Below are 26,061 nucleotides of genomic sequence, written 5' to 3'. Positions count from 1 at the left end.
CGTCGCCGACGGGTGACCGGCGCGCGGCCGGGGTCGGGTCAGGACAGGGCGAACGGGCCCTCCGTGGCCTTGCGGTGCTGCATGGCCGTCAGCTTGCGGACGAACACGATGGCGAGGACCGCGGCGAGGATGTCCACGGCGTCCACGGCGATGGCGAAGCCGGCGGCGTCGCGGAGGTCGTCGGCGTACACGGAGTTCTCGTTGGTGACGAATGCCGCCAGCAGGTCCAGCAGTTGGCCGCCCACCCACGCCGCCCACCAGTACGCGACGGGACCCGAGTCGGCGGGCCGCAGGCGGCCGTCCTGGGTGGTCTGGGAGCTGGCGACCCAGGTCTCCCTGGCGATCTTGGACGGGATCCAGAAGAAGGCGATCGGGATGAACCAGCCGCCGATCGCCCACCCGCGGCCCTTCTCGAATCCGTTGGGGGCGAACACCTCGCCGTTGGTGCGGACCCGGTGGAACCAGATGACGAAGAGGACGCCCGCCCCCGCCAACGTGAGCAACTGCAGTGCCGCCGCGACACCGATCCACACGTCGGAGCGGTTCAGGGCGGATTGGTCGACGGTGGCGAGTACGTCCCCGACCGCCGTGTCCATCAGGGCGTAGCGACCGGCCTCCGCGACGATGTCGACGACATCGGCGGCCATGACCAGCGACAGGAGCACCACCACCGCGGTCGCGAGGCCGAGCGGCGAACGGAGCACGGCGGTGGTCGCCGGGGGCCCGGCGGGCGCGGGGTACGGGGCGGGGTACGGGGCACCGGGTGGCGGCCCGACAGGGCTGAACGACATGGGATCCCCCCAGGGACACGGCATGGAGACGTGCGCGCCGAACGGCGGGCAGGAGGACATTACGGCAGGGGATCTTGGCGAGTCCACATCATTGAGCGGTGTTCGCCGCCTTCGGCCCGGGCACCGTGGCCCCACCGGGGAACGGGCGTCCCACCTGCCGGTATCGGCCAGGAGAACGGCGGGCGTTCCTGAGGCCGGCGGGCAGCGGGGCCCACGAGCAGGCCCCGTCGAGGCCCGGCCCTCTCGAGCCGGACCTGGCCTTCCCAGGCCGGGGCTGACCTCGATGGTCAAGTGCGTCGCGCATCACCGCCTGGAGTAATGCGAAGGTCGAGAACGCATAGCGCGGGGGCCCCGCCATATCCGGGCGGCCTCAGGGGTTCGCCCCACCGTCACCAACATCGACACTCCTGCCACTGTCCGGCCCATCCTCCGGGTGTGGTCCCCAACCGGTCCCCAAGCCTCCCGCAGTACCGATCTGAGCAGCGCGGATGCCACTGGCGGATGGAGGAGTTGAGCCGGAACGACGAGCACACTGTGATGACACATTGTGGGTAGACATCCAGTGTATAGACGGCATGTATATTCACCGTATGCTCTTCAACCCGCTCCCGCTGCCCCTTCCCCTCGCGCCACCCGAGGCCGCTTCCCGCTCCCGCCGATGCGTGACGCACGACGGCATACCCTGCGCGGGAGGTCGCGCATGAGCCGTCAACGTGCCGGCGGTGGGCCGGGGCGGCTCCGCTCGGCGCTCGGAGACCTGGGGCTCGGCGTGCGGCTGGCGGGCTCCGGAGGCCGTGAGGGGTGGATCCGCACGGCGCTGACCGCGGTGGGCGTCGGACTCGGTGTGGCCCTGCTGTTCCTCGCGGCAGCGGTGCCGAACATCCTCGACGCACGCGAAGCGCGCGGTCACGCACGCGAGACGCCGAACTTCGAGAGCGAGGTGTCGGTGCGGCGCGGGGACACGACGTTCCTCTGGCTCGACGCCGCCACCGAGTTCCGCGGTGACGCCGTGGGCGGGCAGTTGCTGCGCCCGGACGGTCCCGGGGCTCCGCCGCCGCCGGGTGTCGCGCGGATCCCGGGGCCGGGGGAGATGGTGGTCTCGCCCGCCCTGCGCGGGATTCTGGACTCGCCGTCCGGTGCCCTGCTCAAGGAGCGGCTCGATTACCGCATCATCGGGTCCATCGCGGACCGGGGTCTGCTGGAGCCCGGTGAGCTGCGCTTCTACGCCGGCAGCGACACGCTCTCCAGGAGCGGGGGTGCGATCAGGTCCGCCGGGTACGGCCATGATCCGGGCTCGGGTCGTTTCGACCCGAGGCTGGTGGTCCTGGTCGTCCTGATCTGTGTCGTCCTGCTGGTGCCGGTGGGTGTCTTCGTCGCCACGGCCGTCCGTTTCGGCGGGGACCGCAGGGACCGCAGGCTGGCCGCGCTGCGGTTGGTGGGTGCGGACGTCGCCATGACGCGCCGTATCGCGGCGGGTGAGGCGCTGTTCGGCGCCGTGCTGGGGTTGCTGGTCGGCACCGGGTTGTTCCTGGGAGCGCGCGGGCTGGCGGGATCGGTGCGCTTGTGGGGCGTGAGCGCCTTCCCGGCGGACGTCGCCCCCGACCCGTTGCCGGCGGGTCTGATCGTGGTGGCGATCCTGGTGGGGGCGGTGCTGGTCACGCAGTCGGCGCTGCGGTCGGTGGTGATCGAGCCGTTGGGGGTGGTGCGGCATGCCGCGTTGCGTCCGCGCCGGTTGTGGTGGCGGCTGGTGGCTCCTGTGGTCGGCGTCGCCGTGCTGACGTGGACGGGGTCGGCGGAGAAGGAGTTGGGGTCGGGCGGCGTGTATCCGATCGCGCTGGGTGCGGTGCTGCTCCTGGTCGGGCTGACCGGGCTGTTGCCGTGGCTGGTGGAGGCGGTCGTGCGGCGGTTGCGCGGGGGACCGGTCGCGTGGCAGCTGGCGGTGCGCCGCCTGCAGTTGAGCAGTGGGACGGCGTCGCGGGCGGTCAGCGGTATCACCGTGGCGGTGGCCGGGGCGATCGCGCTGCAGATGGTGTTCGGCGGTATGCAGGAGGACTTCGCGACGTCGTCCGCTCCGGCGGCGGCCGGTGCCTCGTCCGCTCGTGCCGATGTCGTGCGGCCGGACTTCAGTGTCGCGACGGCTTCGGGGAGTGCGGGTGCGCCGGCGCTGGCGGAGCGGATGGCCGGGGAGTTCGGGCGGGTCGAGGGTGTGCGGCGGGTGGTCGCCACGGTCGAGTCGTATGTGAGCCGTGTGGACGCCGGTGGTGGGCCGGGGTCGGTCACCGCGCTCACGGTGGCGAGTTGTGCGACGTTGCGGTCGCTGGCGGCGTTGCCCTCGTGCCGTGACGGTGACACGTTCGTGGCCCATCAGCGGGGGTCGTCAGGGCGTGCCCGGGAGGCGAATCTGCTGACGGACGAGGTCGCCCGGCCGGGTCGGGGGTTCGATCTCGGCGGCATGTACGGGGATGCCGCGAAGGGCGAGGTGTGGACGTTGCCGGAGTCGGCCCGTGCGGTGGTGGCGGTGCGGGACCCGGTGGGGGACGTCCATGACGGCATCCTGGCGACTCCGGGGGCGCTGGCCGGGTACCGGCTGCCGCAGGCGTCGACGTCCGCGTACGTGGCGATCGACCACGGTGTGACGGACGCGGCGGAGCATCTGCGCAATGCCGCGGCGCGGCTGGATCCGGCGTTGCGGGTGTCCGGGCTGGTGAACGTGGAGCGTGACCGGCAGTACTCGAGTGTGCAGACCGGTCTGCGGGTCGGCGGGACGCTGACGGTGGTGCTGATCGCGGCGGGGATGCTGGTGGCGCTGATCGAGCAGTTGAGGGAGCGCCGGCGGCTGCTGTCGGTGCTGGTGGCCTTCGGTACGCGGCGCAGGACGCTGGCGTGGTCGGTGCTGTGGCAGACGGCGGTGCCGGTGCTGGCGGGTACGGTCGTGGCGATCGCGGGCGGGCTGGTGCTGGGCAGGGTGATGCTGGGCATCGTGGTGAAGCCGGTGCGGGACTGGTGGGTGTTCCTGCCGTACGCGGGGATCGGTGCCGCGGCGGTGCTGGTGGTGACGTCGCTGAGTCTTCCGGCGTTGTGGCGGATGATGCGGGCGGACGGGCTGCGGACGGAGTGAGCGCCGGCCGCCGCCGGAACGCCGGGCGGGCCGGCGGCGGCCGACTCGTCGTGGGCAAAGGGCTGTTGACGTGCGGGAACGGTCGTGCGGGGCCGGCTCGGGGAGGAACCGCGTGAGGGCCCTTGACGTGTCGTGATGGCTGGTGTCACCATCGCGTCCTCAAATGTTTGCGTAAACGTGCGCCGACTCCGTTCGCTGATGTTTACGCAACCATCCCGATCCCACCCTCCGCGGCGGGATCCCGCACGACGACGTGAAGGATGGGAACATGGCTGCCATACCGCCGCCACCGGGTACCGGCCGGGCCGCTCCTCCCCGAGGACGCCGGGGCCGGCGCTGGCTGGGATGGGGCTTCGTGGCGCCGTTCATGGTCGTCTTCGCGCTGGTCTTCCTGGCGCCGATCGGCTACTCGGTCTACCTGAGCCTGTTCCGTGACCGCCTGATCGGCGGGACCTCCTTCGTCGGGCTGGACAACTACGTCCAGGCCTTCCAGGACGGCCAGTTCTGGTCCGGCCTGGGGCGCGTCGCGCTGTTCCTCGCCGTGCAGGTCCCGATCATGCTGTGCGTCGCGCTGCTGGTCGCGCTGGCGCTGGACAGTGGGCGGCTGCACGGCCGGAAGTTCTTCCGGATCACGATCTTCCTGCCGTACGCGGTCCCGGCCGTCGTGGCGACGCTGATGTGGGGCTTCATGTACGGGGACCGCTTCGGCCTGGTCGCCGACATCAACGACGCCTTCGGCGCCTCGCTGCCGAACCCCCTCTCGCCCGGCCTGGTGCTGGCGAGCATCGGCAACATCGTGACCTGGGAGTTCGTCGGCTACAACATGCTGATCTTCTACTCGGCGCTGCACGTCGTGCCGCGCTCCCTGTACGAGGCGGCGGAGATCGACGGCGCGAGCCGGCTGCGGATCGTGACCTCGATCAAGATCCCGGCGATCCGCGGGGCCCTGGTCATCGCGACGATCTTCTCGATCATCGGCAGCTTCCAGCTGTTCAACGAGCCCAGCATCCTCAAGCCGCTGGCGCCCAACGCCATCACGACGTACTTCACACCGAACCTCTACACCTACTCGCTGTCCTTCTCCGGGCAGCAGCACAACTACGCGGCGACCGTCGCGATCGTCATGGGGGTCGTCACGATGATCATCGCCTACGTCGTGCAGCTGCGCGGCATGCGCAAGGAGGCCTGACGATGGCCCAGGCGAGCACCCAGGCAGACACCGGGGCGGGCACCGGCGCGGACGGCCGGGCGGGCACCGCCGGCGCGTGGCGCGGGCGTCGCGGCGCCGCACCGTCCGAGCGCCCCGCGGGCCGGCGGCACTCCTCCGACCGGCCCCGGCGCAGTGTCCTGCTCACCGTCCTGACCGCCCTGGTCGCGGTCTACACCCTGGTCCCGCTGGCCTGGCTGCTGATCAGCGCGACCAAGACCCAGAAGAGCCTGCTGGACTCCTTCGGGCTGTGGTTCAGCGGTGACTTCGCGCTGTGGGACAACATCTCGCAGACCCTCACCTACAACGACCACATCTTCGTCCGCTGGCTGCTCAACACCCTGCTGTACGTGGCGCTGGGCGCGGGCGGCGCGACGTTCCTGGCCGTGCTGGGCGGCTATGGCCTGGCGAAGTTCGACTTCCCGGGCAGGCGGGGGGTCTTCGCGGTGGTGATCGGCGCGGTCGCCGTTCCGGGTGCCGCGCTGGCGGTGCCGACGTTCTTGATGTTCAGCAAGATGGGCCTGACGAACACCCCGTGGGCGGTGATCGTGCCTTCGCTGATCTCGCCGTTCGGTCTCTACCTGATGTGGGTCTTCGCTTCCGAGGCGATCCCCGACGAGCTGCTGGAGGCCGCCCGGGTCGACGGCTCGGGGGAGATCCGCACCTTCTTCAGGATCGGCCTGCCGCTGCTGGGGCCCGGCATCGTCACCGTGCTGCTCTTCACCGTGGTCGCGACGTGGAACAACTACTTCCTGCCGCTGATCATGATCAAGGACCCGGACTGGTACCCCCTCACCCTGGGCCTGAACGCCTGGAACGCCCAGGCCGCCACCGCGGGCGGGCAGCCGGTGTTCAACCTGGTGGTCACCGGCTCGCTGCTGACCATCGTGCCGCTGGTCGCGGCCTTCCTCCTCCTGCAGCGCTTCTGGCAGACCGGGCTCGCCGCGGGCGGCGTCAAGGAATGATCACCGGCGCCGCCGCGGCGCCGTACCCATCCCCCCTGCGGTCCGCCGCCCGGCACAGCTGTGCCGCGGCTACGGGCGGTGCCGCGGACCATCACCACAACGAAGTGAGATGCGATGACGAACAAGCCACTGCGCCGTTCGGCGCAGGCGATCGCCGTGCTCTGCGCGGCGGCGCTGTCCCTGACGGCCTGCGGTTCCTCCGACGACTCCGGCTCGGGCGCCAAGGCCGCGGACACGGGCAGCGTCGAGGCGGCGCTGAAGAAGGGCGGCACGGTGACGGTGTGGGCGTGGGAGCCGACGCTGAAGCAGGTGGTGACCGACTTCCAGGCGAAGTACCCCAAGGTCAAGGTGAAGCTGGTCAACGCGGGCACGGGCAACGACCAGTACACGGCGCTGCAGAACGCGGTGCAGGCCGGTTCCGGGGCGCCGGATGTGGCGCAGATCGAGTACTACGCGCTGAGCCAGTTCGCGCTCGGCAAGTCCGTCACGGACCTGAGCGCGTACGGCGCCAAGGACCTGTCCAAGGCGTACTCGCCGGGTCCGTGGAACTCCGTCGCCGTCAACGGCGGCGTGTACGCGCTGCCGATGGACTCGGGGCCGATGGCGATGTTCTTCAACAAGAAGGTCCTCGACAAGCACAAGATCGCGGTCCCCACGACCTGGGACGAGTACCTGACCGCGGCCCGCGCGCTGCACAAGGCCGACCCGAAGGCGTACATCACCAACGACACCGGTGACGCCGGGTTCGTCACCAGCCTGATCTGGCAGGCCGGCGGCCACCCGTACACGGTGGACGGCACCAAGGTGAACGTGGACTTCGGTGACGCGGGCACCAGGAAGTTCACCGAGGTCTGGCAGAAGCTGATCTCCGAGAAGCTCCTCGCGCCGATCGCGTCCTGGAGCGACCAGTGGTACAAGGGCCTGGCCGACGGGACCATCGCGACTTTGTCGACGGGTGCCTGGATGCCCGCCAACTTCGTCTCCGGCGTGCCCTCCGCGTCCGGTGACTGGCGCGCCGCGCCGCTGCCGCAGTGGCAGGCGGGGCAGACCGCCAGCGCGGAGAACGGCGGCAGCTCGCTGGCGGTGATGGAGGCGGCCAAGGACAAGCCGCTGGCCTACGCCTTCGTGAAGTACGCGAACAAGGACGCCGGTGTGCAGGCCCGCATCAAGGGCGGCGCCTTCCCGGCCACGACCGCGGACCTGAACTCGCAGGCGTTCCTGGACACCGAGTTCCCCTACTTCGGTGGCCAGAAGGCCAACGAGATCTTCGCGAAGTCGGCCGGGAACGTCGTCAAGGGCTGGTCGTACCTGCCGTACCAGGTGTACGCCAACTCGGTCTTCAACGACACCGTCGGCAAGGCCTACGTGTCCTCCACTCCGCTGTCCGACGCCCTTGGCACGTGGCAGGAGGCCTCGGTCAAGTACGGCAAGGACCAGGGCTTCAGCGTCGGCGGCTGACGTTCCGTCGCGTCCTTCGGCCGGCGTGTGCCGCTCCCCTCGGCGGGGGCGGCGGCGCCGGCCCGGGGGGCCCGCGGACCGCCGGTCCGCGGGGCTTGGTCCCCCTAGAATTCTGACCACCAACGGCTGTGAAACGTATGAGGTGTACGACGCACGTGGACGGGACCGGACAGAGCTCGGCGGCGGGCGCGCAGCGGCGGCGGCGCGGTGCGTCGATGGCCGACGTGGCCAAGCTGGCGGGCGTCTCGGCGCAGACCGTCTCCCGGGTCTCCAACGGCTTCCCCGGGGTGCTGGAGGAGACCCGGCAGCAGGTGCTGGTGGCGATGAAGGAGCTCGGCTACCGGCCCAACAGCGCGGCCCGCGCCCTCAAGCGGGGCGAGTTCCGCACGATCGGCGTCATCCTGTTCAACCTCTCCAGCACGGGCAACATGCGCACCTTGGAGGCCGTGGCCTCCTCCGCGGCCCGCGAAGGCTACGCCACGACGCTGCTGCCGGTGACCGCACCCACGCGGGACGGGGTCCAGGGGGCGTTCACCCGGCTCGGTGAGCTGGCCGTGGACGGCGTCGTCATGATCATGGAGGTCCATCTGCTGGACGCGATGACGGTGGCGCTGCCGCCGACCGCGCCCGTGGTCGTGGTGGACTCCGACGCCGGCGACCGCTACTGCGTGGTCGACACCGACCAGGCCAGTGGTGCCCGGGCCGCGGTGGAGCACCTGCTGGGCCTCGGCCACGGCACGGTGCGGCACATCGCGGGGCCGAAGGAGTCGTTCGCCGCCGAGCGCCGGGTGGGTGCCTGGCGGGCGGCGCTGGAGGCGGCCGGGCGCGAGGTGCCGCCGCTGCTGCGGGGCGACTGGTCCGCGGAGTCCGGCTACGCGGCGGGGCTGCGGATCGCCGCGGACCCCGGCTGCACGGCGGTGTTCGTCGCCAACGACCAGATGGCCCTCGGGCTGCTGCGCGCGCTGAGCGAGCACGGCCGGCGGGTGCCGGAGGACGTCAGCGTCGTGGGCTTCGACGACATCCCCGAGGCCGCCTCGTACATGCCGCCGCTGACGACGATCCACCAGGACTTCGCCGAGGTCGGCCGGCGCTGCGTCGACGGTGTGCTGCGGCAGATCCGCAACGACGAGGCGGAGCGGGGCACCACGCTGGTGCCCACCAGTCTGGTCGTGCGCGGCAGCACCGCGGCCCCTCCGCCGCGGAGCCGCTGACGGCACCCCCGCCCGAGGGCACCTCCCCCCACCCCGTACCCCGCCATGGCAACGCAAACATCCCGTCACGGGGATCCCCGCCTCGCATCGGCGCACACCCCGTGACCGCACCGCACGCACCAGAAACCCACTCCACTGGAGGAGCACGGCCCATGCCCGCACTGCGGATCGAAGGGAACGAATTCCGCCTCGGCGGCGTGCCGTTCCGCATCATCTCCGGTGGCCTGCACTACTTCCGCGTCCACCCCGGCCAGTGGCGCGACCGGCTGCGCAAGGCACGACTGCTCGGACTCAACACCGTCGACACCTACGTGCCGTGGAACCTCCACCAGCCGCGGCCGCGGACCTTCCGCGGCGACGACGGCCTGGACCTGCCCGCCTTCCTGGAACTCGCCCAGGAGGAGGGCCTGCACGTACTGCTGCGCCCCGGCCCCTACATCTGCGCCGAGTGGGAGGGCGGCGGACTGCCGTCCTGGCTGCTCGCGACCCCCGGCATCCGGCTGCGCACCACCGACCCCCGCTACCTGGAGGCGGTCGACGACTACCTGGAGCGGCTGCTGCCGCTGGTCGTCCCCTACCTGGCCACCAACGGAGGACCCGTCCTGGCGGTGCAGGTCGAGAACGAGTACGGCGCCTACGGGGAGGACCCCGCCTACCTGACGTACCTTCAGCAGCGGCTGCGGCAGGGCGGCGTGGACGTCCCCCTGTTCACCTGCGACCAGCCCGCCGACCTGGCGCGCGGCAGCATCCCCGGGGTGCTCGGCACCGTCAACTTCGGCAGCCGTCCCGCACAGGGCCTGGCCGCGCTGCGCGAGCACCAGGGCGACGGGCCGCTGATGTGCACCGAGTTCTGGAACGGCTGGTTCGACCGCTGGGGCGGCGTGCACGTCGTCCGCGACGCCGGGTCGGCCGCCGCCGACCTCGACGAACTGCTGTCGGCCGGTGCCAGCGTCAACCTGTACATGTTCCACGGCGGCACCAACTTCGGCTTCACCAACGGCGCCAACGACAAGCACACCTACCGCCCCACCATCACCTCCTACGACTACGACGCGCCCCTGGACGAGGCCGGCGACATCACCCCCAAGTACCTCGCCTTCCGCGACGTCCTCGCCCGGCACACCACCGTCCCCGACGAGCCCCTGCCGGAGCCGTCCAAGAAGCTCAACCTGCTCGGCGTCCGGCTCACCGGGAACACCCCGCTGCTCGGCTCCGCCGGCCGTCTCGGCGAGGCGGTCACCGGGCCGCGCCCGCTGACCATGGAGGAACTCGGCCAGGACTTCGGCTTTGTGCTGTACGAGACCGAGCTGCGCGAACCCGGCCCCATCCTGCTGCACTTCGCCGGGATCGCGGACCGGGCGCAGGTCTTCCTCGACGGCGCCGCCGCCGGAGTCCTCGAACGCGAACAGCACGAGGCCGCCCTCGCCGTCACCGTGCCCGACGGCGGGGCGAGCCTGACCGTCCTCGTCGAGAACCAGGGCCGCGTCAACTACGGGCAGGGCATCCACGACCGCAAGGGCCTCACCGGAGCCGTCACCGCGAACGGCACCGAACTGACCGGCTGGAGCAGCACACCCCTGCCCCTGGACGACCTGTCGGGCCTGACCTTCACCACCGGCGGCCCGCAGCCCGTGGGGCCCACGTTCCACCGCGGGGAGTTCGAGGCCGAGGGGCCCGCCGACACGTACCTGGACCTGACCGGCTGGACCAAGGGCAACGCCTGGGTCAACGGCTTCGCTCTCGGCCGCCACTGGTCGCGCGGCCCCCAGCGCCGCCTCTACGTCCCCGGCCCGGTCCTGCGGCCCGGCACGAACGAACTCGTCGTCCTCGAACTCCACGCGACCGCCCGCGCGACGGTCGACCTGCGCGACACCCCCGACCTGGGGCCCACCGAGGAATGACCAGGGCCTGAGCGCACCGCCCCGCCACCCGTTACCCCGGGTGGCGCGGCGGTGTTCACCGGCGGCGGTGCAGACGCAGCATCAGCCGGAGGTCGGCGACCTCGGCCCACGCCCTGACGCGGCCGGTCAAGCGGCCGACGGTTGAACGGCGCAGAGTGCAGAGCCAGACGTAGGCGCCCAGGGACACGCACAGACTCGCCCAGGTCTGCCACCACAGGAACGGCGGCGCGATCCCGGAGCCGAAGCCGGCGAGCAGACCGAGCACCCAGGTGAGCGCTCCCGCGGCGGCGACGGCGACGGTGCCCGCCCCGCGGGCACGGCCCCGGGCCGCCCAGCGCGAGGCCACGGCGCCGACCGGGATCTGCACGAGGACGTGGACGGTCACGAGCCACAGCAGCAGCACGAAGGCCTGACCGTAGGAGAGGTCCGAACCGCTCGCCGAGAGCAGCGCGGAGCAGCCCACCACGAGGAGCACGCCGCTCAGATGCATCGCCGCGATGTTGAGGGGCCCGTGCCACCCCCACGCCCAGCGGCGGTCGTCGTCACTCACCGGTCGTGCTTCCCCCGGGTCCTGCCGCGGTGGCCCTCAGCAGATCGCGCAGCAGGTCGAAGTCCATGCTCTCGGGCGTGCGGAACCGAAGACAGCTCCTGCCCATGTCCCGTCCGGCGAGGCGGTCCTCGAAGGCCGCGCGGACGTCGCCGCGCATGACGTAGAAGGAGATGTACCGCTTCTGGCTCGCGAAAGCGATCTCTGCCGCGCCCGCGCGCTCGTAGGCGGGCATGCCGTACGCCATCACCTCGTCGAACCCCCTCAGCTCCGCCCGGCACAGCTCGCGCAGCCTGGCCGGCGCCCGCCGGCGTTCCTCCGGGACCTCGGAGAGGTAGCCAAGGACGTCCGCGGCACTGCTCTGCACCATCTGGCAAGACTACGCGCCGCGCGATGGGGACCGCAGGCCGGTGACCGGGGTTCGCCGACACCCGGGGCGGCGTGGGCGGAACAATCGTCCCGCTCCGGGGAGGGGGCCGGGTGAAGGGCCGGTGTTCCGGGGGCAACCGAACGGCGCCCCACCTGGTTGGAACAGGGGTGAGGGATTCTCGCCGGCGCGCAACCGGCGGGGAGAATCCCCAGGTGCACGTACGCAGGGCGCCGGCCGACGCGCAGACGTCCCGGCGGGTGGAGGGAAGTGACGAACATGCGCGCCGCGCCTGACGAGCAGTGGCACGACACGGAACAGGTGCTGCGCCGCCTCCTGCGCGACGGGGTGCCGCGGCCCGCCACCCCCACCGACCGCATGACGCAGATCCGGCGGCGCGTGCGGCGCCGCAGGCGGCGCCGCGCCACAGCCGCCGGCGCGGTCACGGCGGTGGCCGCGGCCGTCGCCTGCGTGGCCCTCGTGCCGGGGCTGCGGCCGGCGGGCGACGCCCGGTCCCCGGCCGCCGCCCCGGAGCGGCGGCACGTCCTGCCCGCCGCGACGCCCTCGCCGCAATCCACTCAGGCCCTCGTCACGGTCCGCCTCCTGGACGAGACCGCACTGACCCTGCGCGTGCCGCGGGGCTGGCACAGCCTGTCCGTCGGCGAGGGCGCCAAGGCCACGGCTTTCGTCGCCTCGCAGCCCCTCAGCCGGCCGCAACGCGGCTCCTGCCCGGCCCTGGCCGACGAGGTGCTGCCCGACTGCGAACCGGTGAAGGAACTCGAACGGAACGGGGTGCTGATGGCGTTCCGGCCGGTCGTGACGGGGAAGGCGGGCCTCGCGGCGCCCCTCACCATGGGCGAGCCTGTGCCGGCCGGCAAGGGCTGCCGGACACTGCGGGGCGACACCGAGATCCTCGCCTGGGGCCAGGGCCGCTCGGCCGCGTACGGCAAGCCCTTCGAGGTGCGCGTCGACGTGTGCCTGCGCTCCCCGTCGGACGCCACCCTGACCGCGGTCACAGACGTCCTGGAGACGGGGTTCCCCCGTACCGGCGGCTGACGCGAGGCCGTCAGGGCGACGGCGGCGCGGCGGACACCGCGGTCTCGGACAACTGGGTCGCACGTCGAACTCGGTGTGGCCGCCGACGGATGCCGGCCCCCAGGGCGAGAGGGAGATCCTCACCGTGCCGGGGTGTCCTCGGCGTCGCCGTTCAGGGTGTCGCAAAGGATGCCCGCGTCGACCGGGTAGCGGGAGCCGGAGGACAGATGCGCTTCGGAGACGACGGCCGACCTCTCGACGAAGACCCGTTGCCGGTCGTGGGCGTCCGTGAAGCGGACCTCGACCAGACCGGGCCGGGGCTCGTCGTCGACCCACCGGACGATCCGGCAGCGCGGGGGGCATGGGATCACCCTGCCACCGCCACCGCCGTCGGCGGACGGCATCCGGATCTCCCGGCGGCCGGCGCGGCAAGTCCGGGCAGAAGAGCCCGTTCCGGGGCGCCCCGCACAACCAAATCCTTGACCGGCATGTCGTACATGGCAAGGAAACAGGAGCCGCGAAGCAAGGGGGAACGATGCGTGAGAAGCGATTCGGGCTGGTGCTGGCAGCCCTGGTGATGGCGGTGGCGGGGGTGGCCGTGGCGGCGCCCGCCGTGACCGCGGCGCCCACGGTGGCCACGGCGCCCGCAGCGGCGTGCCCGACGGGCTGGGGCAGCCTCCCGAAGTCCGGGACGGACGCCGACCTCGGGGCGCTGAGGGACATCAGGACCGGCAGGCACGACTGCTACGACCGCGTGGTGTTCGACGTGCCCACCGCCGGCACGGACGCCATCGGCTACACCGTGCAGTACGTCGACGCCGTCCACCAGGACGGCTCGGGCCGGGTCATACCCGTCTCCGGCGGGGCGATCATCGAGATCCGGGTGGCCGCCCCCTCGTACGACCCGGAGACCGGCGCCGCGACCTACCCGGGACGGGCGGGCCGGACGCTGCCGGGCGTCGACCTGACCGGCTACCGGACCTTCCGGGACGCCAAGTTCGCCTCGAGCTTCGAGGGCGACACGCAGGTGGGCCTGGGGGTCCGGGCCCGGCTGCCGTTCCGGGTGTTCCAGCTGCCGGACCGCGTGGTGGTCGACGTGGCCCACACCTGGTGAGGGGTTCGCGCCGGCCGGGCCCGGTGGCGTGCGGCCACCGGGCCCGGCCTGGGCGGCCGTGGTCCTGACCCGTAACTCCTGTGAATTTCCGGGGCGGTTGAACACTCCCGGGGTGGCGTCCGTATGTGTCGATGGCTTGTCGTGTTCAGGCCGCCAATCATCAGGCGCGCAGGAGGGTTTCCTTGGTACGCAATTCGCGCAGACGTGCTACCGGCACACGTAGCGGCACCTTTGTAGCCGTCGCCCTGATGCTGGGAGGTGGAGTCCTGGTCACGGCGAACGTGTTCGCCTCGGCGACCGAGGGGGAGACGGCCCCCGTGGGTCAGGCGTACACCGTCGACTGCCCCGACGTCGGCACGGCGCTGACCTCCGTGCCCGAGCAGGCGAAGGAGGACGTCGACAAGGAACTCGCGCTGCTGGACCAGCAGACAGCCGAGGCCTACCAGAGGCTCAAGGAGACGTCGGCAGCCCAGCAGCAGGACCCCGGCTTCGTGGACAACGCGATCCTGGGCCCGCTGAAGGACAAGCGCGCCGCGACCATCGCGCGCATCCTGCAGGCCATCGACCGCGTGGGGGGCCCCCCGCAGGGTGTCGAGGGCCTCGCGGGGTGCACGGCGGTCCGCTCCACCAGCGCCGACGAGGGTCAGCAGGGCCAGGAAGGCCAGCAGGGTCAGGAGGGAGGGGAGGGCCAGCAGGGCAGCCCGCAGCCGTCCACGGGTGACGGCGGCCAGAACGGCCAGAACGGCCAGGCCGGACAGGGCGACCAGGGCGGCGCACAGCCAGGCGGCGGGCAGGGCGGCAACGGCCCCGTCGTGGCGGACTTCGCCGACATCATGAGCGTCAACCCGAACGCGCCGCGCGGCCCGCAGCCGTCGGACGCCTCTTCCGGCACGTTCTCCTCCGAATGCGGTGTCAACGCGGGCGGCCTGTTCAACTCCGACAACATCATCGTCGCCCCCGGAGTGACCAACGGCGCCCACCACTTCCACGACTACGTCGGCAACCAGTCCAACAACGGACTCGCCACGATCGACGATCTCGCCAAGGCCGAGACGAGCTGCAAGGACCAGGGCGACAGGTCGTCGTACTACTGGCCCGTGCTGCGCGTGCAGGACGGCACCGTGGAGCGGGACGCCCAGGCGCCCGGCGGCGGCACCGAGGGCAACGCCGGCAGGATCGTGACCCCCAAGCAGGTCACGCTTACGTTCGTCGGCAACCCCGCCAGCAAGGTCACGCCCATGCCGCGGCTGCTGCGCATCATCACGGGCGACGCGAAGGCGTTCGTCAACGGGCCGGCCAACGCCAACGCCTCCTGGAGCTGCACAGGACTTGAGGACCGGCAGCTGAAGGACAGGTACCCGCTCTGCCCCGACGGCAGCGACGTGGTCCGCACTTTCCGCTTCCAGAGCTGCTGGGACGGCCAGAACGTCGACAGCGCCAACCACCGCACCCACGTCGCGTTCGCCGACGCGGGCGGCAACTGCCCGCAGGGCTTCAAGGCCATCCCGCAGCTGGTCCAGCGCATCGTGTACGACGTCAAGGCGCCGAGCGTCCAGGACGGCGGCAAGACGGTGCCGTTGTTCGCCGTGGACTCCTTCCCCGAGAACCTGCACAAGCCGGTCACCGACCACGGCGACTTCATCAACATCTTCGACGAGGGCCTGATGCAGAAGGTGGCCGACTGCATCAACCAGGGCCGCACCTGCGGCCCCGGTGACGACGGAGCGGAGGAGCCCGGCGACGGCGGGAACGACAACCCGGGTAACGGCGGGAATGACAACCCCGGCGGGGAGGAGCCCGGCGACGGCGGGAACGACAACCCGGGCAACGGCGGCAACGACAACCCCGGCGGGGAAGAGCCCGGCAACGGGGGCAACGACAACCCCGGTGACGAGCAGCCCCCCGCGGACACCCCGGACGACGGCCAGAACGGAGGCGGCGACACCCCCGACGCCCCCGTCACGGTGACGCCCAAGGCCGACTCCACGCCTCCGGCGGGCCAGGACGACACGGCCACCCCGCCCGCCGGCGGTCACGAGCACCACGGCGAGCAGGGCGGACAGCCGGAGCAGCAGTCGGCGGCACCGGTCCAGCAGACGCCCGCCCCCGGTGCGTTCGCCCCGAGCCCGGCGGGACAGGCCGGCCAGCAGGCGATCAACGGCGGGCTGGCCGACACCGGGACCAACCTGTGGCCGGCCGGCCTCGGAGCGGTCCTGGCGATCGCGGGATTCGTCCTGCTCCGCCAGGTGAAGCGCGGTTCGAACTAGCTCCGCCTTCCAGGCAGCCGCAGTGAAGTCCCCCTTGGCGACCGGGCGTACCGCCCGGTCGCCAAGGGCGTTGTGCGGCTAGGCGGGAACTCCCGCCCCGTCGAGGAGCCGGTGCATGTCCCGCGCCGGCAGACTCGGGTTGCCGGCGGCCGCACAGGCCGTCTCGGGGTCGTCGAGCAGTCCGCGGATCAGCGGTACGGGGAGCCGCGGATGACGGGCCGCCGCCCGTCGCCGTGCCGGGTTGCGGGCGAACTCCGCCAGGGTCTCCGCGGGCAGGTCCGGGTCGGTCAGCGCGAGACGGCGTTCCTCGGGGTCCGTGGAGTCCGCGAAGCGCGCCGCGAGGCCGGCGGCGGGGAACCGCGGGTGGGCGGCCGGCATCATCACCGCCCGGTGGCTGCCGTGGAGGTACAGGTTCAGCAGTAGTTCCGGCGGCGGCTCCGGGTGGAACTCGCACAGCAGGAGCCGCACGGCGAAGTCCTCGTCCCGGGAGAGCAGTTCGACGAGGTCGGGCTCCAGGCCGGGGCACACGGCGGCGCTGCGGCGCAGCCATGTGTGCGCGGAGGTCGCGCACCGCCGCAGGACCTTCGGGTCGTTCCGGGCGTCCCACACCCAGTCCAGCACGCCCAGGCGGTCCTCGGGGCCCACGGTGTAGTCGATGGCCGCGCGCTCCCGCTCCGTCAGTTCCGGCCTGGCGGAGACGGCCAGCCGCACGCGTGGATCCGGGTGGTCGGCCAGCCGCCGGACGAGGTCCGGCGGGAGGCAGGGGTTGGCGGCGACGGCCCCCGGGTCGTCCTCGGCGACGAGGCGTTCGGCGAGCTCGCGGCTCAGCATGCCGTGGCGCAGTACCGTTTCCCGGTGCCAGGAGTCCGCGAGGCTCTCCACGAGCCAGGCGGTGCGTTCGGCGTCCTGGCGGCAGACCTGCAGGGCCGCGGCGCGTCGCACGTCGAGGTCCTCGTCGTGGAGCAGTGCCTCCCTGGCGTCGTCGGTGAGTGTGTCCCACGCGCGGCAGGCCGCCTTGCGCAGCGGGCTGTCCGCATGGTCGGCCAGTCCCGCCAGCAGGTGGGCGGGCACGGCGTGCGAGGTGACGGTCTCGCAGCGGATCCGCCGGTCCGGGTGGGCGAGGAGACGTTCGTACGCCCGGGCGGGCAGGGGCTCCGCGGCTTTCCGGTACGCGATCGGGCCGATCGCCAGGGCCATGGCGACCCTTGGCGACGGATCGTCGAGGAGGCGGGCCCGCAGCGCCGGGTCCGCGTTCGCGCTCAAGGCGAATTCCGCCCGCAGCTCGGGATCGGGGTCCGCCAGGATCTCCTCGACCACGTCGAAGGGCAGATCGCCGCGCTGGACGACGTTCCGTCTGATCGCCCGGTCGTCGTGCTTGAGCAGCCGCAGCAGGACGTCCGCGGGTGCGGACGGGTTCCAGGACAGATAGGCCAGGGCGGCGAGGTGGTGGTCGGCCATGGTGTCAGGCACCTCCTGTCGTGCCGCGCCCGACCGCTCCCGCGATCAAGGCCGTCCCCACGGTCGCCACCAGCGGCTCGACGGACCCGGAAGATCCGTATACCGACAACAGCACAAGCACTTCGCGCCTCCCCATGCCCCGAATTCCGGTCACGGCGGGCGATTCTGCGGCACCCGCGGGGCCTTGCCGCAAGCCCCCCGGTGCACTATACGTTGGAAACGGATTGGGGTGGACGACCTCCTTTCCCTTTCTTTTGCGCGCCGGCGCCGGAGCCCGCCGCAGGAGCGTCCCGGCACCGTCAGAGCGCCGAGGCCCAGGCTCCGCCCCGAACGCACGAAATCCCCGTACCGCAATTGCGGTACGGGGATTTCCTCACGTATATTGAGTGTTTCTGTGCGCGCACAGAAACGGCCCCTCACCGGGGGCCACTGGAAACAGCATATCCGACAGGGAGCGAATGTGTCAACTCGCGAAAGAGTCGAATTGCAGAAGGAGCAGGAATTCATCGACCGGCTCTACGAGCGGGTCGACACGCTGCGCGGTGTCGCCGCCCGGCACGTCGACGACGCGCTGTCCCCGGTGGGCAGTGGGATGCAGGCCCGTCTCGAGCGCGACGTCCTCGTCGCCGAGCGGTCCGGGCTGCTGGCCGCCCTCAACGCGGTCGACGGCTCGCTGTGCTTCGGCCGTATCGACCTCACCGGCGGCGCCGCGCACCACATCGGCCGCATCGGGATCCGTGAGGACGACACCGACCACACCCCCCTCCTGATCGACTGGCGCGCACCGGTCGCCCGGCCGTTCTACCTCGCCACCGGGCACACCCCCATGGGTCTGCGCCGGCGCAGGCACATCAGCACCGAGGGCCGCCGGGTCACCGAACTGCACGACGAGATCCTCGACCTCGAGGACGACGACCGCAGCGGCTTCGAGGACCGCACCGGCGACGCCGTGCTGCTGGCCGCACTCAACTCGGCCCGCACCGGCCGCATGGCGGATATCGTGCGGACCATCCAGGCCGACCAGGACCGCATCATCCGCGCCCCGCACCGCGGCGTCCTCGTCGTCGAGGGCGGCCCCGGCACCGGCAAGACCGCCATCGCGCTGCACCGGGCGGCCTTCCTGCTGTACGAGCACCGTGAGCTGCTGGCCAAGCGGGCGGTCCTGATCGTGGGCCCCAACCCGGCCTTCCTGCGCTACATCGGCGAAGTGCTGCCCGCCCTCGGCGAGACCGGCGTCATGCTCGCCACGCAGGCCGAGCTCTTCCCCGGCGTCCACGCACGCGGCACCGACACCCCGCGCGCGGCGGCCGTCAAGGGCGCCGCGGGCATGGCCGAGGCGCTCGCCCTCGCCGTTCGCGACCGCCAGGCGCTGCCCGAGCCCGGCGCGCCGGTGGTCATCCGGCACGACGACGGCGAACTCGTCCTGGACTGGGAGATCGCCTACCAGGCCCGTGAGGCCGCCCGCGAGACGCGCCTGCCGCACAACCTGGCCCGGCCGTACTTCGCGTTCCACGTCATCGACGCCCTCACCGCGCAGCTCGCCGACCGCATCGGCGCGGACCCGTACGGCGGCCCCAACTTCCTCGGCCCGGACGACCTCGCGCAGCTCGGCAAGGGCGTCGCCGCCAGTCAGGAGGTGCGGGCGGCCGTCGCGGAGCTGTGGCCCATGCTCACCCCGCAGGAGTTCCTCGCCGGCTACCTGGCCGAGCCGGCGTACCTGCCGGACGGGGACGCCGAGGCGATCCGCCGCGCCCCCGGCGACGGCGAGTGGACCCCGGCCGACGTGCCGCTCCTGGATGAGGCGGCCGAACTGCTCGGCGTCGACGACAGCGCCGCACGGGCCGCCGCCGAGGCCGAGCGCCAGGAGCAGATCGCCTACGCACAGGGTGTCCTGGAGGTGTCGCGTGGTTCGGAGTCCTTCGAGTTCGAGGACGGGGAGTCCGAGGTCCTGGCGGCCCACGACATCATCGACGCCGAGCGGATGGCCGACCGGCAGGAGGAGGCCGACCACCGCAGCGCGGCCGAGCGGGCCGCCGCCGACCGGACCTGGGCGTTCGGTCACATCATCGTCGACGAGGCGCAGGAGCTGTCGCCGATGGCGTGGCGCCTGCTGATGCGCCGCTCGCCGACCCGCTCGCTGACCCTCGTCGGCGATCCGGCGCAGACCTCCGAGGAGGCGGGCGTCGGCTCCTGGGACAAGATCCTCGCTCCGTACGTCGGCGACCGCTTCGAGCACGTGCGGCTGGGCGTCAACTACCGCACGCCCGCGGAGGTCATGGACCTGGCCGCACAGGTCGTGCGTGCCGAGGACCCGGCCTTCGAGCCGCCCCGCTCGGTGCGTTCCACCGGCGAGAAGCCGTGGACGCGGCACGCCGGTACGGATCTGGCCGGCGCGGTGGCCCGGGCCGTCGCGGAACTGACCCCCGAGGAGGGGCGGCTGGCGGTGATCGCGCCGGGTGCGCTGCACGAGGAGATCGCCGCCCCGCTCGACGGGGTCACGCCCGGTGCCGAGCCCGATCTCACCCGGCCCGTGGTGCTGCTCGGCCCCCGCGAGGCCAAGGGGCTCGAGTTCGACCACGTCCTGGTCGTGGAACCCGCGGCGTTCGGGACCAGCGACCTGTACGTGGCCCTGACCCGGGCCACCCAGCGCCTGGGCATCGTCCACCGCGAGGACCTGCCGGAGTCCCTGCGCTGACCGCCGCCACCCCATCCCTTCACGGCCCCGGCCCGGCGCGCACGGGCCGGGGTCGTGAGGGGGCTGTCTCGCCTTCCCCGCGCGGCGAGGCGGCGCCACACTGGGCGCGTGAATCCCGACCTCCCGCCGGTCCCGGACCGGCCCTCGCCGCAAGTTCCGCGGACGATGACGGCCGACGAGAGCATTGCCGCGCCGCTTCGCCGGCTGGCCGCGCTCCGGCAGCGGTCGGGTGCGAGCGCCGTCGACCTGTGCGAACCACCCACCCCGTCCGCGCTGCGGCGGCTCGCGCCCGGGCTCGGGCTGCACACCCCGGACCTCTTCGTGATCGCCGGGGTCGACGTCCCCGGCGACCTCGCTCCCGTCGACCCGACGGCCGGACGCCACCTTCCGGATCTCGTCCGGCACGCGGTCGCCCTGCCGCCGCGACAGCGAACCGTTCTGCGCCGGTACGTCGCGTCGCTGCCGCAGCAGGAGCGCGTGGCGCCTCCCCCCGGACCGCCGCCGTACCAGGGGCACCCGGACGGCCCCGGCGCCCTGCTCATGCGCCTGGTACGGAACCGCAACCTCGGCTGGACGGCAACGGCCAAGACGTTCTTCCTGGTCACGGGCCGCTACTGGGCGGCGTCCACCTACGGACGCGTGGGCAGCGGCAACGTCCCGCTGACCGCCGAGCTCCTCGCCGACTTCTGCCAGGTCCTCGACGTGCCCTGCGACGACCTGGCAGCCATGACCGGCGTGGCGCTGCCCGGGCCCGACGCGTCACCGACCGCGAACGCCGCAACCGCCGGTGTCGCCGAACTCATCTGGGACGTGCGCCGTCTCACCGGGCGGCAGCTCGTGTCGGTCACGGACCTCGCGCAAGCCATGCGGCGATGACCGGTGTGCGCACGCCGGACGCCCTGACCGCGTTCCCGCCCCGCTGACCGGCCGCCCGAAGGGTCGGCGCTAGTACCAGTTGTTGGCCTGCCAGAACGACCAGGCACCGCAGGGGCTGCCGTAGCGGCTGTCCATGTACTTCAGGCCCCACTTGACCTGGGTTCCGGGGTTGGTGCGCCAGTCGGCTCCGGCGGAGGCCATCTTGGAGCCGGGCAGGGCCTGGACGAGGCCGTAGGCACCCGAGGAGGAGTTCGTCGCGGTGTAGTTCCAGCCGCTCTCGTGGGTGACGATGTTGGAGAAGCACTGGTACTGCGACGCGTCACCGATGATCGCCTGCGCCATGGCCTGGACCTCGGCGACGGTGTACGAGGCCTTCACGACCAGCGCGGCCTTGGCGGCCGCCTTGGCCTTGCGGTCGGCTTCGGCCTTCGCCTCCGCGGCCTTGCGGGCGGTGGCGTCCTTGGCGGCCTGCTTGCGGGCGGCCTGCTCGGCGGCCTTCCTGGTGCCGGTGTCGGCGGCGTCGGACTGCGCCTTCACCTGCTGGGTCAGGGACGCCTGCTGGACCTGCTGACCGGCGGGTATGTCCGCGAGGACGGTGGAGTCGGTGGCGGCGACGGGCTGCACGCTCGCCTGGCTGCTTGTGGCGACACCGACGACGGCGCCCACGGAGGTGACCGCCGTGGCCGAAGCCACCGCGATCCCCCGGACCGAGATCCGGCTCACACGGTTTCCTTCCAGCGTGGCCCGTTCGGTGACCTCCCGGACGCGATCGTGCCCCTGCCGCCAACTCCGGTGCCCCGTACGCGAGTACGTACGGAGGTGCCGAGGACAGGGCCTGACTGGAGCGACAGCCTGCCGTAGGGAACGGCCCCAAGGCAATTCCCCCGGCACATTTCCTTACACGCGCATCATCGGCCCCGGCGGTCTCTTCCCGTATCCACCGAAACAGCGGGCCGCCTTCAGTGGCCGGTGAGTTCGCCGGTGAGCCTGCCGTGGAGGGCGGCGCTGGGCTGGTCGAGGCCGACGCTCTCGACCGCCTCGCCGCGCTGGGCGTCCTTCGTCTCGACGGTGTCCGGAACGGCGACGGAGAAGGCGTCCCAGATGTGCGCGGCGGACAGGTCGATGACGACCCGGTCCGGGTGGCGTAGCGGAACCGGCCGACGAGGTCGTTGGAGGAGGTGAAGAAGAGCTCTCCGGTCACGGAGTAGACGACGGTCGTCCCGTCGGGGTCGACGACGGCCGTGACGTCCGCGAGGTGGGCGCAGAATCGAGGAGCTGCGCGTGCAGTTGTCCCGCGCCGAGGACTCCGCCGCCACGCTCCGCGCCCGTCTGACCGGCTCCGGCCGGCCCTGAGCGGGCCGGACGCACCTGCACCATCGGGCGTACGCCCCCTACGGCACACTCAAATCCGCCTCTGAACCCCGGCCGGGAAGGCTTCGACCACCCCCGGCGGTGGGCACGTACCCGGCAGGGCACGGGGGGAGAGGACATGGACGAGGCAACGGCGGTCCGGCTGGAACCGCACGAGATCGCGATGCTGCGCGGCGGCCCCAGGGCCGCCCTGACGGTGGCCGTGGTGGCGCTGCACCTGCGCGGCGCCGTGGAGTCCGGCCGGCCGGGCACCCTGCGCCGGGAGCCCTCCCCGCAACAGGCGGACCCGCCGCCGCACCGCCATCCGCTGGAGAAGGCGGTACGCGTCGGGCTGTACCGGCCGGCGGGGATCAGGGAACTGCTCGGCCGCGCGGTCGTCCGCAGGGCGCTGTCGCTGATGCGGGCGGAGCTGGCCGGGGCGGGGCTGCTGCGCCTGGTGCGCGTCAGCCCGACCCGGGCCGCCCGCCGGTACGTCGCCGACCTGCGGCGGAACACACCGATGCCCGAGCACCGCGCGGGACTCGCGGAGGAGGACATCCTGCTCGCGGTCGCCCTCCACGGCGACCCCGCCCTGACAGCGCTCGTCCCGGCGTTCACGGCCGAGGCCGGGCTGACCGGCCGGGGAGCGGCGGCGGACGAGGGCCTGTTCCCGTTCGGCCGGCACGAGTTCCTGCGCTGGCGTGCCGACTACCCCGAGGACGGCCCGGGTTACGGCTCCGACGGCGGCGCGGGCCACGGCGGCCACTGCGCCGACCACTCCGGCGGCGGCTTCGGCTGCGGCGGAGGGGGCGGCGGTTCGGACTGACGACGGCGCCGGAGCGGGCGCGCGGCGGCGGTCAGAAGCCGAGGGACCTCGTCGTGTAGGCGCACTCGGTGTAGAGGTAGCCGGACTGGAGCTTCGCCGTGTCCGACGCCGGGCTCGACCCGTCGGACGACGTCGACTTGTGCAGGAAGTACGTGGTGCCGACGGGCAGCCGGATGGTGCGCTGGGGGTAGTTCCTGCTGCTGTCCTGGCAGGGCTTGAAGCCCGCCAGCGAGGGAGTCAGGAGGGAGTAGGAGGTGCAGCCGCGGCAGGCCTTGAGGGTCAGGCTGCCGGTCACCGGCCCGGTGTAGAGCACCGTGATCGGGTTGGGGCTGTCGTTCTTGATCGTGACCGAGATGCTGCCGCCGGAGGCCAGTGTGGGCAGCCGCTTGCCCGCCGAGGGGATCTCGTCCGCGACCTCCGCCGCGATGGCGAACTTCTTGGCCAGTGCCCGGTTCGCGGCGTTCTTGTTGTCGGCGACGTACTTGTTCATCGTCTCCCGCGCCTCGCCGAAGTCGCCCTCCTTGTACTGGTCGACCCCGCAGGCGTACACCCCCGAGTCGGCGCTCCTGCCGGCCCGGGCGGCGGAGGCGGCGACGGCCTCGGCCGCCTCCCCGGTCCCGGCGTTCAGGCCCCCGGCCTGGGTGCCGAGGGTGCGCAGCCGGTCGACGGCGGTGCAGGGATCCGAGCCCCGTACGCCCTGAGCGGCCTTGTCCACGGCCGAGTCGACGGCGGGTGCCACCTTCGCGGCCTGCTCCGAGTCGGGGAAGGTGCCCAGGAGGTCTCCGAAGTTCCCCGTCCAGTCGGCGTCCCCGCCGCCGAGCCGCTGCGCACCGCACTCGTAGAGGGAGGTGGCCAGGCGGTCGTCGGGCCATGCGGCGAGCGTGCCGAGTGCCTGCCTGCCCATGGTGGCGGGCACCGTGCGCAGGTACGCCAGCGCCGGTATCGCCGTGCAGTAGTCCTGCTGCTCGTAGGCGGCGCCGACGGTCGTGTAGTAGGTCTTCAGCCGGTCGGGCACCCGGGCGGCGGCCCGGGAGTCCGGGTGGCCGGATCTGATGTCCCGGTACTCGCGCAGGGCCTTGCGGTAGTCGGATTCGGCCACGCCGAAGGGTCTGCTTCCGCCCGCCCGCACCAGTCGGTCGGCCTGGTCGAGCCGGTCGAGGAGTGCCTGCTCGTTGGCCTCGTCGCGGGCCATGTCGTACAGCACGACGCCGCCGGCGGGCACCGCCAGCAGCACCAGGCCGAGGGCGATGGCCAGGGGAGAGCCGGTGGGCCACACCAGCCGGGTGCGCAGGCCGACCACGGCGCCGTGGACGGCCGCGGCCAGGAGGAGGACCAGGTACGCGACGACCAGGCCCATGGGCACGCCGTCCGGGTCCGCGGGCAGCGCCACCAGCAGCAGGATGCCGGTCGCGAACCAGCACGCGGCCATGAGCGCCCAGCGCCGGGTCAGGGCGTAACCGAGGCCGAGGCCGCTGAGGTTGAGCAGCCCGACCGCCGCGGCCCGCAGCCCGTCCGGCGGCGCCGGCGGCGGGGTGGAGGGCATGGGCGGAACGGCGAATCCGTAGCCGTATCCGTACGTGGCCCCGTGCGGTTGCTCGGACATGGCGGCTCCCCCCGTCAGCACTGCCCGCATGCCTGCAACCCGTCAGTGTACGGACGGTAGCCGGATCTCGACAGTGAGTTCGAGGGGCGGATTCGGGCCACAGGGCCTCGCGGGGGCCATGCGTCCGGGGCCGGCGCGCGGGCGCCGGCCCCGGCGGGTCAGACGGCCTTGAAGGGCACCCGATAGGACTTGCGCAGGGACCCGGCGGCGACGGGCAGCAGCGTCGCGAGCACCTTGCCCTTGAGTGTGCCGGGCGTGCGGGTGAGTTCCACGTCGACCCGGGTGCCGTCCCCCTCGGCGGTCAGCTGGAAGACCCATCCGCCGCCGGGACCGAAGACCTTCGAGTCGTGCGTGGTGATGACGACCCGTCCCCTCTCGGCGTCCCAGTCGTAGCGTGCCCGCTCCCATGCGGACGCGGTGCCCTCCGTCACCTCGGCCCAGGTGTCGCCGATGGCGTGGACCGTGAGGTGCTCGGTGTCGATGGTGGGCCAGTTTTGGGCCCGTGCGGGACCGAAGTCGGTGAGCACCGCCAGCGCCTCGGCCGGGCTGAGCGAGGAGGTCAGGTGAAAACGTACGACAGCCATTGCGGCGTCCCCCACAATCAAAAGTAACCGTTCTGAACGGTGACGACCTTGGCACGGATGGAAATCACCTGTCAAGCCAGTGACGTATCGCAGGTCACCGGTTAGGATGGTGATGTGAACCATGCCTTTCCCTGCGGGACGCTCGCCCTCGACTTCCTGGGCACGCTGCGCGCGCGACGCAACGCGGTGCCCACGGAAAAGCTCGCCACGCCCGGGCTCCTCGATTCCTGGTTCGTCGAGTCCCGGATGCTCGACAGCGAGCCCGGTGCCGACGCGTCGGACCTCGCGGCGGCCCTGGAGCTGCGGGAGTCGATCTACGCCCTGGTCGAGGCGCGGCTCGACGGCGCGGCCCTGCCCGCCGGAGCGGTCGCGGCGGTCAACCGCCACGCGGCACAGACCCCCGTCGTGACCCAGCTCGCCCCCGACGGCACCAGCCGCTCCGGTTCCGCAGCACAGGGCCTGGCCGCCCTCGCCCGCGAGGCCGTCGAGATCATCGGCGGCGACGAGGGGACACTGCTGCGCGAGTGCGCCCGCCCCGAGTGCACCCAGGTGTACCTCGACCACTCCCGGGGCCGCCGCCGCGAGTGGTGCGCGATGCGGACCTGCGGCAACCGCGTCAAGGCCGCCGCCTTCCGCGCCCGCCACCGCACCGCGGCGGAGTGAGGCGACCGGGGAGCCGGAGTGCGGT

The 26,061-nt window shown here is 72.4% G+C and carries 21 protein-coding genes and 1 pseudogene; 13 read left to right on the top strand and 9 right to left on the bottom strand.

Annotated elements, in window-relative coordinates:
* Nucleotides 1-38: 38 nt before the first annotated feature.
* Nucleotides 39-791, bottom strand: coding sequence for a DUF4328 domain-containing protein (locus PV342_RS10010; RefSeq protein WP_500316678.1), 753 nt, complete (start codon nucleotides 789-791; stop codon nucleotides 39-41).
* A gap of 700 nt (nucleotides 792-1,491) precedes the next feature.
* Here PV342_RS10010 and PV342_RS10005 point away from each other — a divergent pair.
* From PV342_RS10005 to PV342_RS09980, 6 genes are all read left to right on the top strand, one after another.
* Complete coding sequence (locus PV342_RS10005) at nucleotides 1,492-3,909, top strand: FtsX-like permease family protein (protein ID WP_500316676.1); 2,418 nt, start codon at nucleotides 1,492-1,494, stop codon at nucleotides 3,907-3,909.
* Between the two features lie 268 nt (nucleotides 3,910-4,177).
* Complete coding sequence (locus PV342_RS10000; RefSeq protein WP_361003090.1) at nucleotides 4,178-5,098, top strand: carbohydrate ABC transporter permease; 921 nt, start codon at nucleotides 4,178-4,180, stop codon at nucleotides 5,096-5,098.
* Between the two features lie 2 nt (nucleotides 5,099-5,100).
* Nucleotides 5,101-6,081 carry a carbohydrate ABC transporter permease gene (locus PV342_RS09995; protein WP_400806581.1) on the top strand — a complete coding sequence of 327 codons (981 nt, stop codon included), beginning with the start codon at nucleotides 5,101-5,103 and terminating at the stop codon, nucleotides 6,079-6,081.
* Nucleotides 6,082-6,195: 114 nt separating this feature from the next.
* Nucleotides 6,196-7,539 carry an ABC transporter substrate-binding protein gene (locus PV342_RS09990; protein WP_400806584.1) on the top strand — a complete coding sequence of 448 codons (1,344 nt, stop codon included), beginning with the start codon at nucleotides 6,196-6,198 and terminating at the stop codon, nucleotides 7,537-7,539.
* A gap of 155 nt (nucleotides 7,540-7,694) precedes the next feature.
* On the top strand, nucleotides 7,695-8,750 hold the full coding sequence (locus PV342_RS09985) for a LacI family DNA-binding transcriptional regulator (protein ID WP_018560920.1): 1,056 nt from the start codon (nucleotides 7,695-7,697) through the stop codon (nucleotides 8,748-8,750).
* Nucleotides 8,751-8,902: 152 nt separating this feature from the next.
* Nucleotides 8,903-10,651, top strand: coding sequence for a glycoside hydrolase family 35 protein (locus PV342_RS09980; RefSeq protein WP_500316672.1), 1,749 nt, complete (start codon nucleotides 8,903-8,905; stop codon nucleotides 10,649-10,651).
* A gap of 55 nt (nucleotides 10,652-10,706) precedes the next feature.
* Here the strand turns inward: PV342_RS09980 and PV342_RS09975 are convergent, their stop codons facing one another.
* Entirely contained in the window at nucleotides 10,707-11,201 is a 495-nt protein-coding gene (locus tag PV342_RS09975; protein ID WP_400806590.1) for a hypothetical protein, read from the bottom strand.
* Nucleotides 11,194-11,568 (bottom strand): iron chaperone, encoded by a 375-nt coding sequence (locus PV342_RS09970; protein WP_400806592.1) that lies wholly within the window; start codon nucleotides 11,566-11,568, stop codon nucleotides 11,194-11,196. Before PV342_RS09970 ends, PV342_RS09975 begins: the two co-directional genes overlap by 8 nt.
* 276 nt (nucleotides 11,569-11,844) lie before the next feature.
* Between PV342_RS09970 and PV342_RS09965 the strand changes: the two genes are divergently transcribed.
* Entirely contained in the window at nucleotides 11,845-12,621 is a 777-nt protein-coding gene (locus PV342_RS09965; protein WP_500316669.1) for a hypothetical protein, read from the top strand.
* Between the two features lie 119 nt (nucleotides 12,622-12,740).
* Here the strand turns inward: PV342_RS09965 and PV342_RS09960 are convergent, their stop codons facing one another.
* The gene (locus PV342_RS09960; protein ID WP_500316667.1) at nucleotides 12,741-12,971 is read right to left on the bottom strand and encodes a hypothetical protein; all 231 of its coding nucleotides are present in this window, start codon (nucleotides 12,969-12,971) and stop codon (nucleotides 12,741-12,743) included.
* 164 nt (nucleotides 12,972-13,135) lie between these two features.
* On the opposite strand from PV342_RS09960, the gene PV342_RS09955 reads away from it, so the two are divergent.
* Entirely contained in the window at nucleotides 13,136-13,714 is a 579-nt protein-coding gene (locus PV342_RS09955) for an AMIN-like domain-containing (lipo)protein (protein WP_386992061.1), read from the top strand.
* Between the two features lie 248 nt (nucleotides 13,715-13,962).
* Nucleotides 13,963-15,981 (top strand): DUF1996 domain-containing protein, encoded by a 2,019-nt coding sequence (locus PV342_RS09950; protein ID WP_500316665.1) that lies wholly within the window; start codon nucleotides 13,963-13,965, stop codon nucleotides 15,979-15,981.
* A 78-nt stretch (nucleotides 15,982-16,059) separates the two neighbouring features.
* Here PV342_RS09950 and PV342_RS09945 read toward each other — a convergent pair whose 3' ends face one another.
* A complete protein-coding gene (locus PV342_RS09945) occupies nucleotides 16,060-17,439 on the bottom strand; it encodes a HEAT repeat domain-containing protein (RefSeq protein ID WP_500316663.1) in 1,380 nt (459 codons plus the stop codon).
* Nucleotides 17,440-17,923: 484 nt separating this feature from the next.
* Here PV342_RS09945 and PV342_RS09940 point away from each other — a divergent pair, with 484 nt between their 5' ends.
* On the top strand, nucleotides 17,924-20,134 hold the full coding sequence (locus PV342_RS09940; RefSeq protein ID WP_500316661.1) for a HelD family protein: 2,211 nt from the start codon (nucleotides 17,924-17,926) through the stop codon (nucleotides 20,132-20,134).
* Nucleotides 20,135-20,242: 108 nt separating this feature from the next.
* Nucleotides 20,243-21,010 (top strand): hypothetical protein, encoded by a 768-nt coding sequence (locus PV342_RS09935; RefSeq protein WP_400808370.1) that lies wholly within the window; start codon nucleotides 20,243-20,245, stop codon nucleotides 21,008-21,010.
* Between the two features lie 69 nt (nucleotides 21,011-21,079).
* On the opposite strand, the gene PV342_RS09930 is transcribed toward PV342_RS09935, so the two are convergent.
* Entirely contained in the window at nucleotides 21,080-21,733 is a 654-nt protein-coding gene (locus PV342_RS09930) for an aggregation-promoting factor C-terminal-like domain-containing protein (RefSeq protein ID WP_361003129.1), read from the bottom strand.
* A 236-nt stretch (nucleotides 21,734-21,969) separates the two neighbouring features.
* A pseudogene (locus PV342_RS09925) lies at nucleotides 21,970-22,280 on the bottom strand (SulP family inorganic anion transporter); the annotation flags it as partial.
* A gap of 105 nt (nucleotides 22,281-22,385) precedes the next feature.
* Between PV342_RS09925 and PV342_RS09920 the strand changes: the two are divergent.
* Entirely contained in the window at nucleotides 22,386-23,186 is an 801-nt protein-coding gene (locus tag PV342_RS09920; protein WP_400808382.1) for a TIGR04222 domain-containing membrane protein, read from the top strand.
* Between the two features lie 31 nt (nucleotides 23,187-23,217).
* On the opposite strand, the gene PV342_RS09915 is transcribed toward PV342_RS09920, so the two are convergent.
* Both PV342_RS09915 and PV342_RS09910 read right to left on the bottom strand, forming a co-directional pair.
* Nucleotides 23,218-24,789: a hypothetical protein gene (locus PV342_RS09915; protein ID WP_500316659.1), complete on the bottom strand. Its 1,572-nt coding sequence runs from the start codon at nucleotides 24,787-24,789 to the stop codon at nucleotides 23,218-23,220.
* A 158-nt stretch (nucleotides 24,790-24,947) separates the two neighbouring features.
* Nucleotides 24,948-25,373 carry an SRPBCC family protein gene (locus PV342_RS09910; RefSeq protein WP_500316657.1) on the bottom strand — a complete coding sequence of 142 codons (426 nt, stop codon included), beginning with the start codon at nucleotides 25,371-25,373 and terminating at the stop codon, nucleotides 24,948-24,950.
* A 114-nt stretch (nucleotides 25,374-25,487) separates the two neighbouring features.
* Here PV342_RS09910 and PV342_RS09905 point away from each other — a divergent pair, with 114 nt between their 5' ends.
* Nucleotides 25,488-26,036: a CGNR zinc finger domain-containing protein gene (locus tag PV342_RS09905; RefSeq protein ID WP_400808363.1), complete on the top strand. Its 549-nt coding sequence runs from the start codon at nucleotides 25,488-25,490 to the stop codon at nucleotides 26,034-26,036.
* Nucleotides 26,037-26,061: the final 25 nt, after the last annotated feature.

This window comes from Streptomyces sp. PA03-3a, from assembly GCF_033792735.1.
Classification (GTDB): domain Bacteria; phylum Actinomycetota; class Actinomycetes; order Streptomycetales; family Streptomycetaceae; genus Actinacidiphila.
Note: the sequence above shows the minus strand (reverse complement) of the source record. Positions and strands in the feature narration are given on the sequence as shown.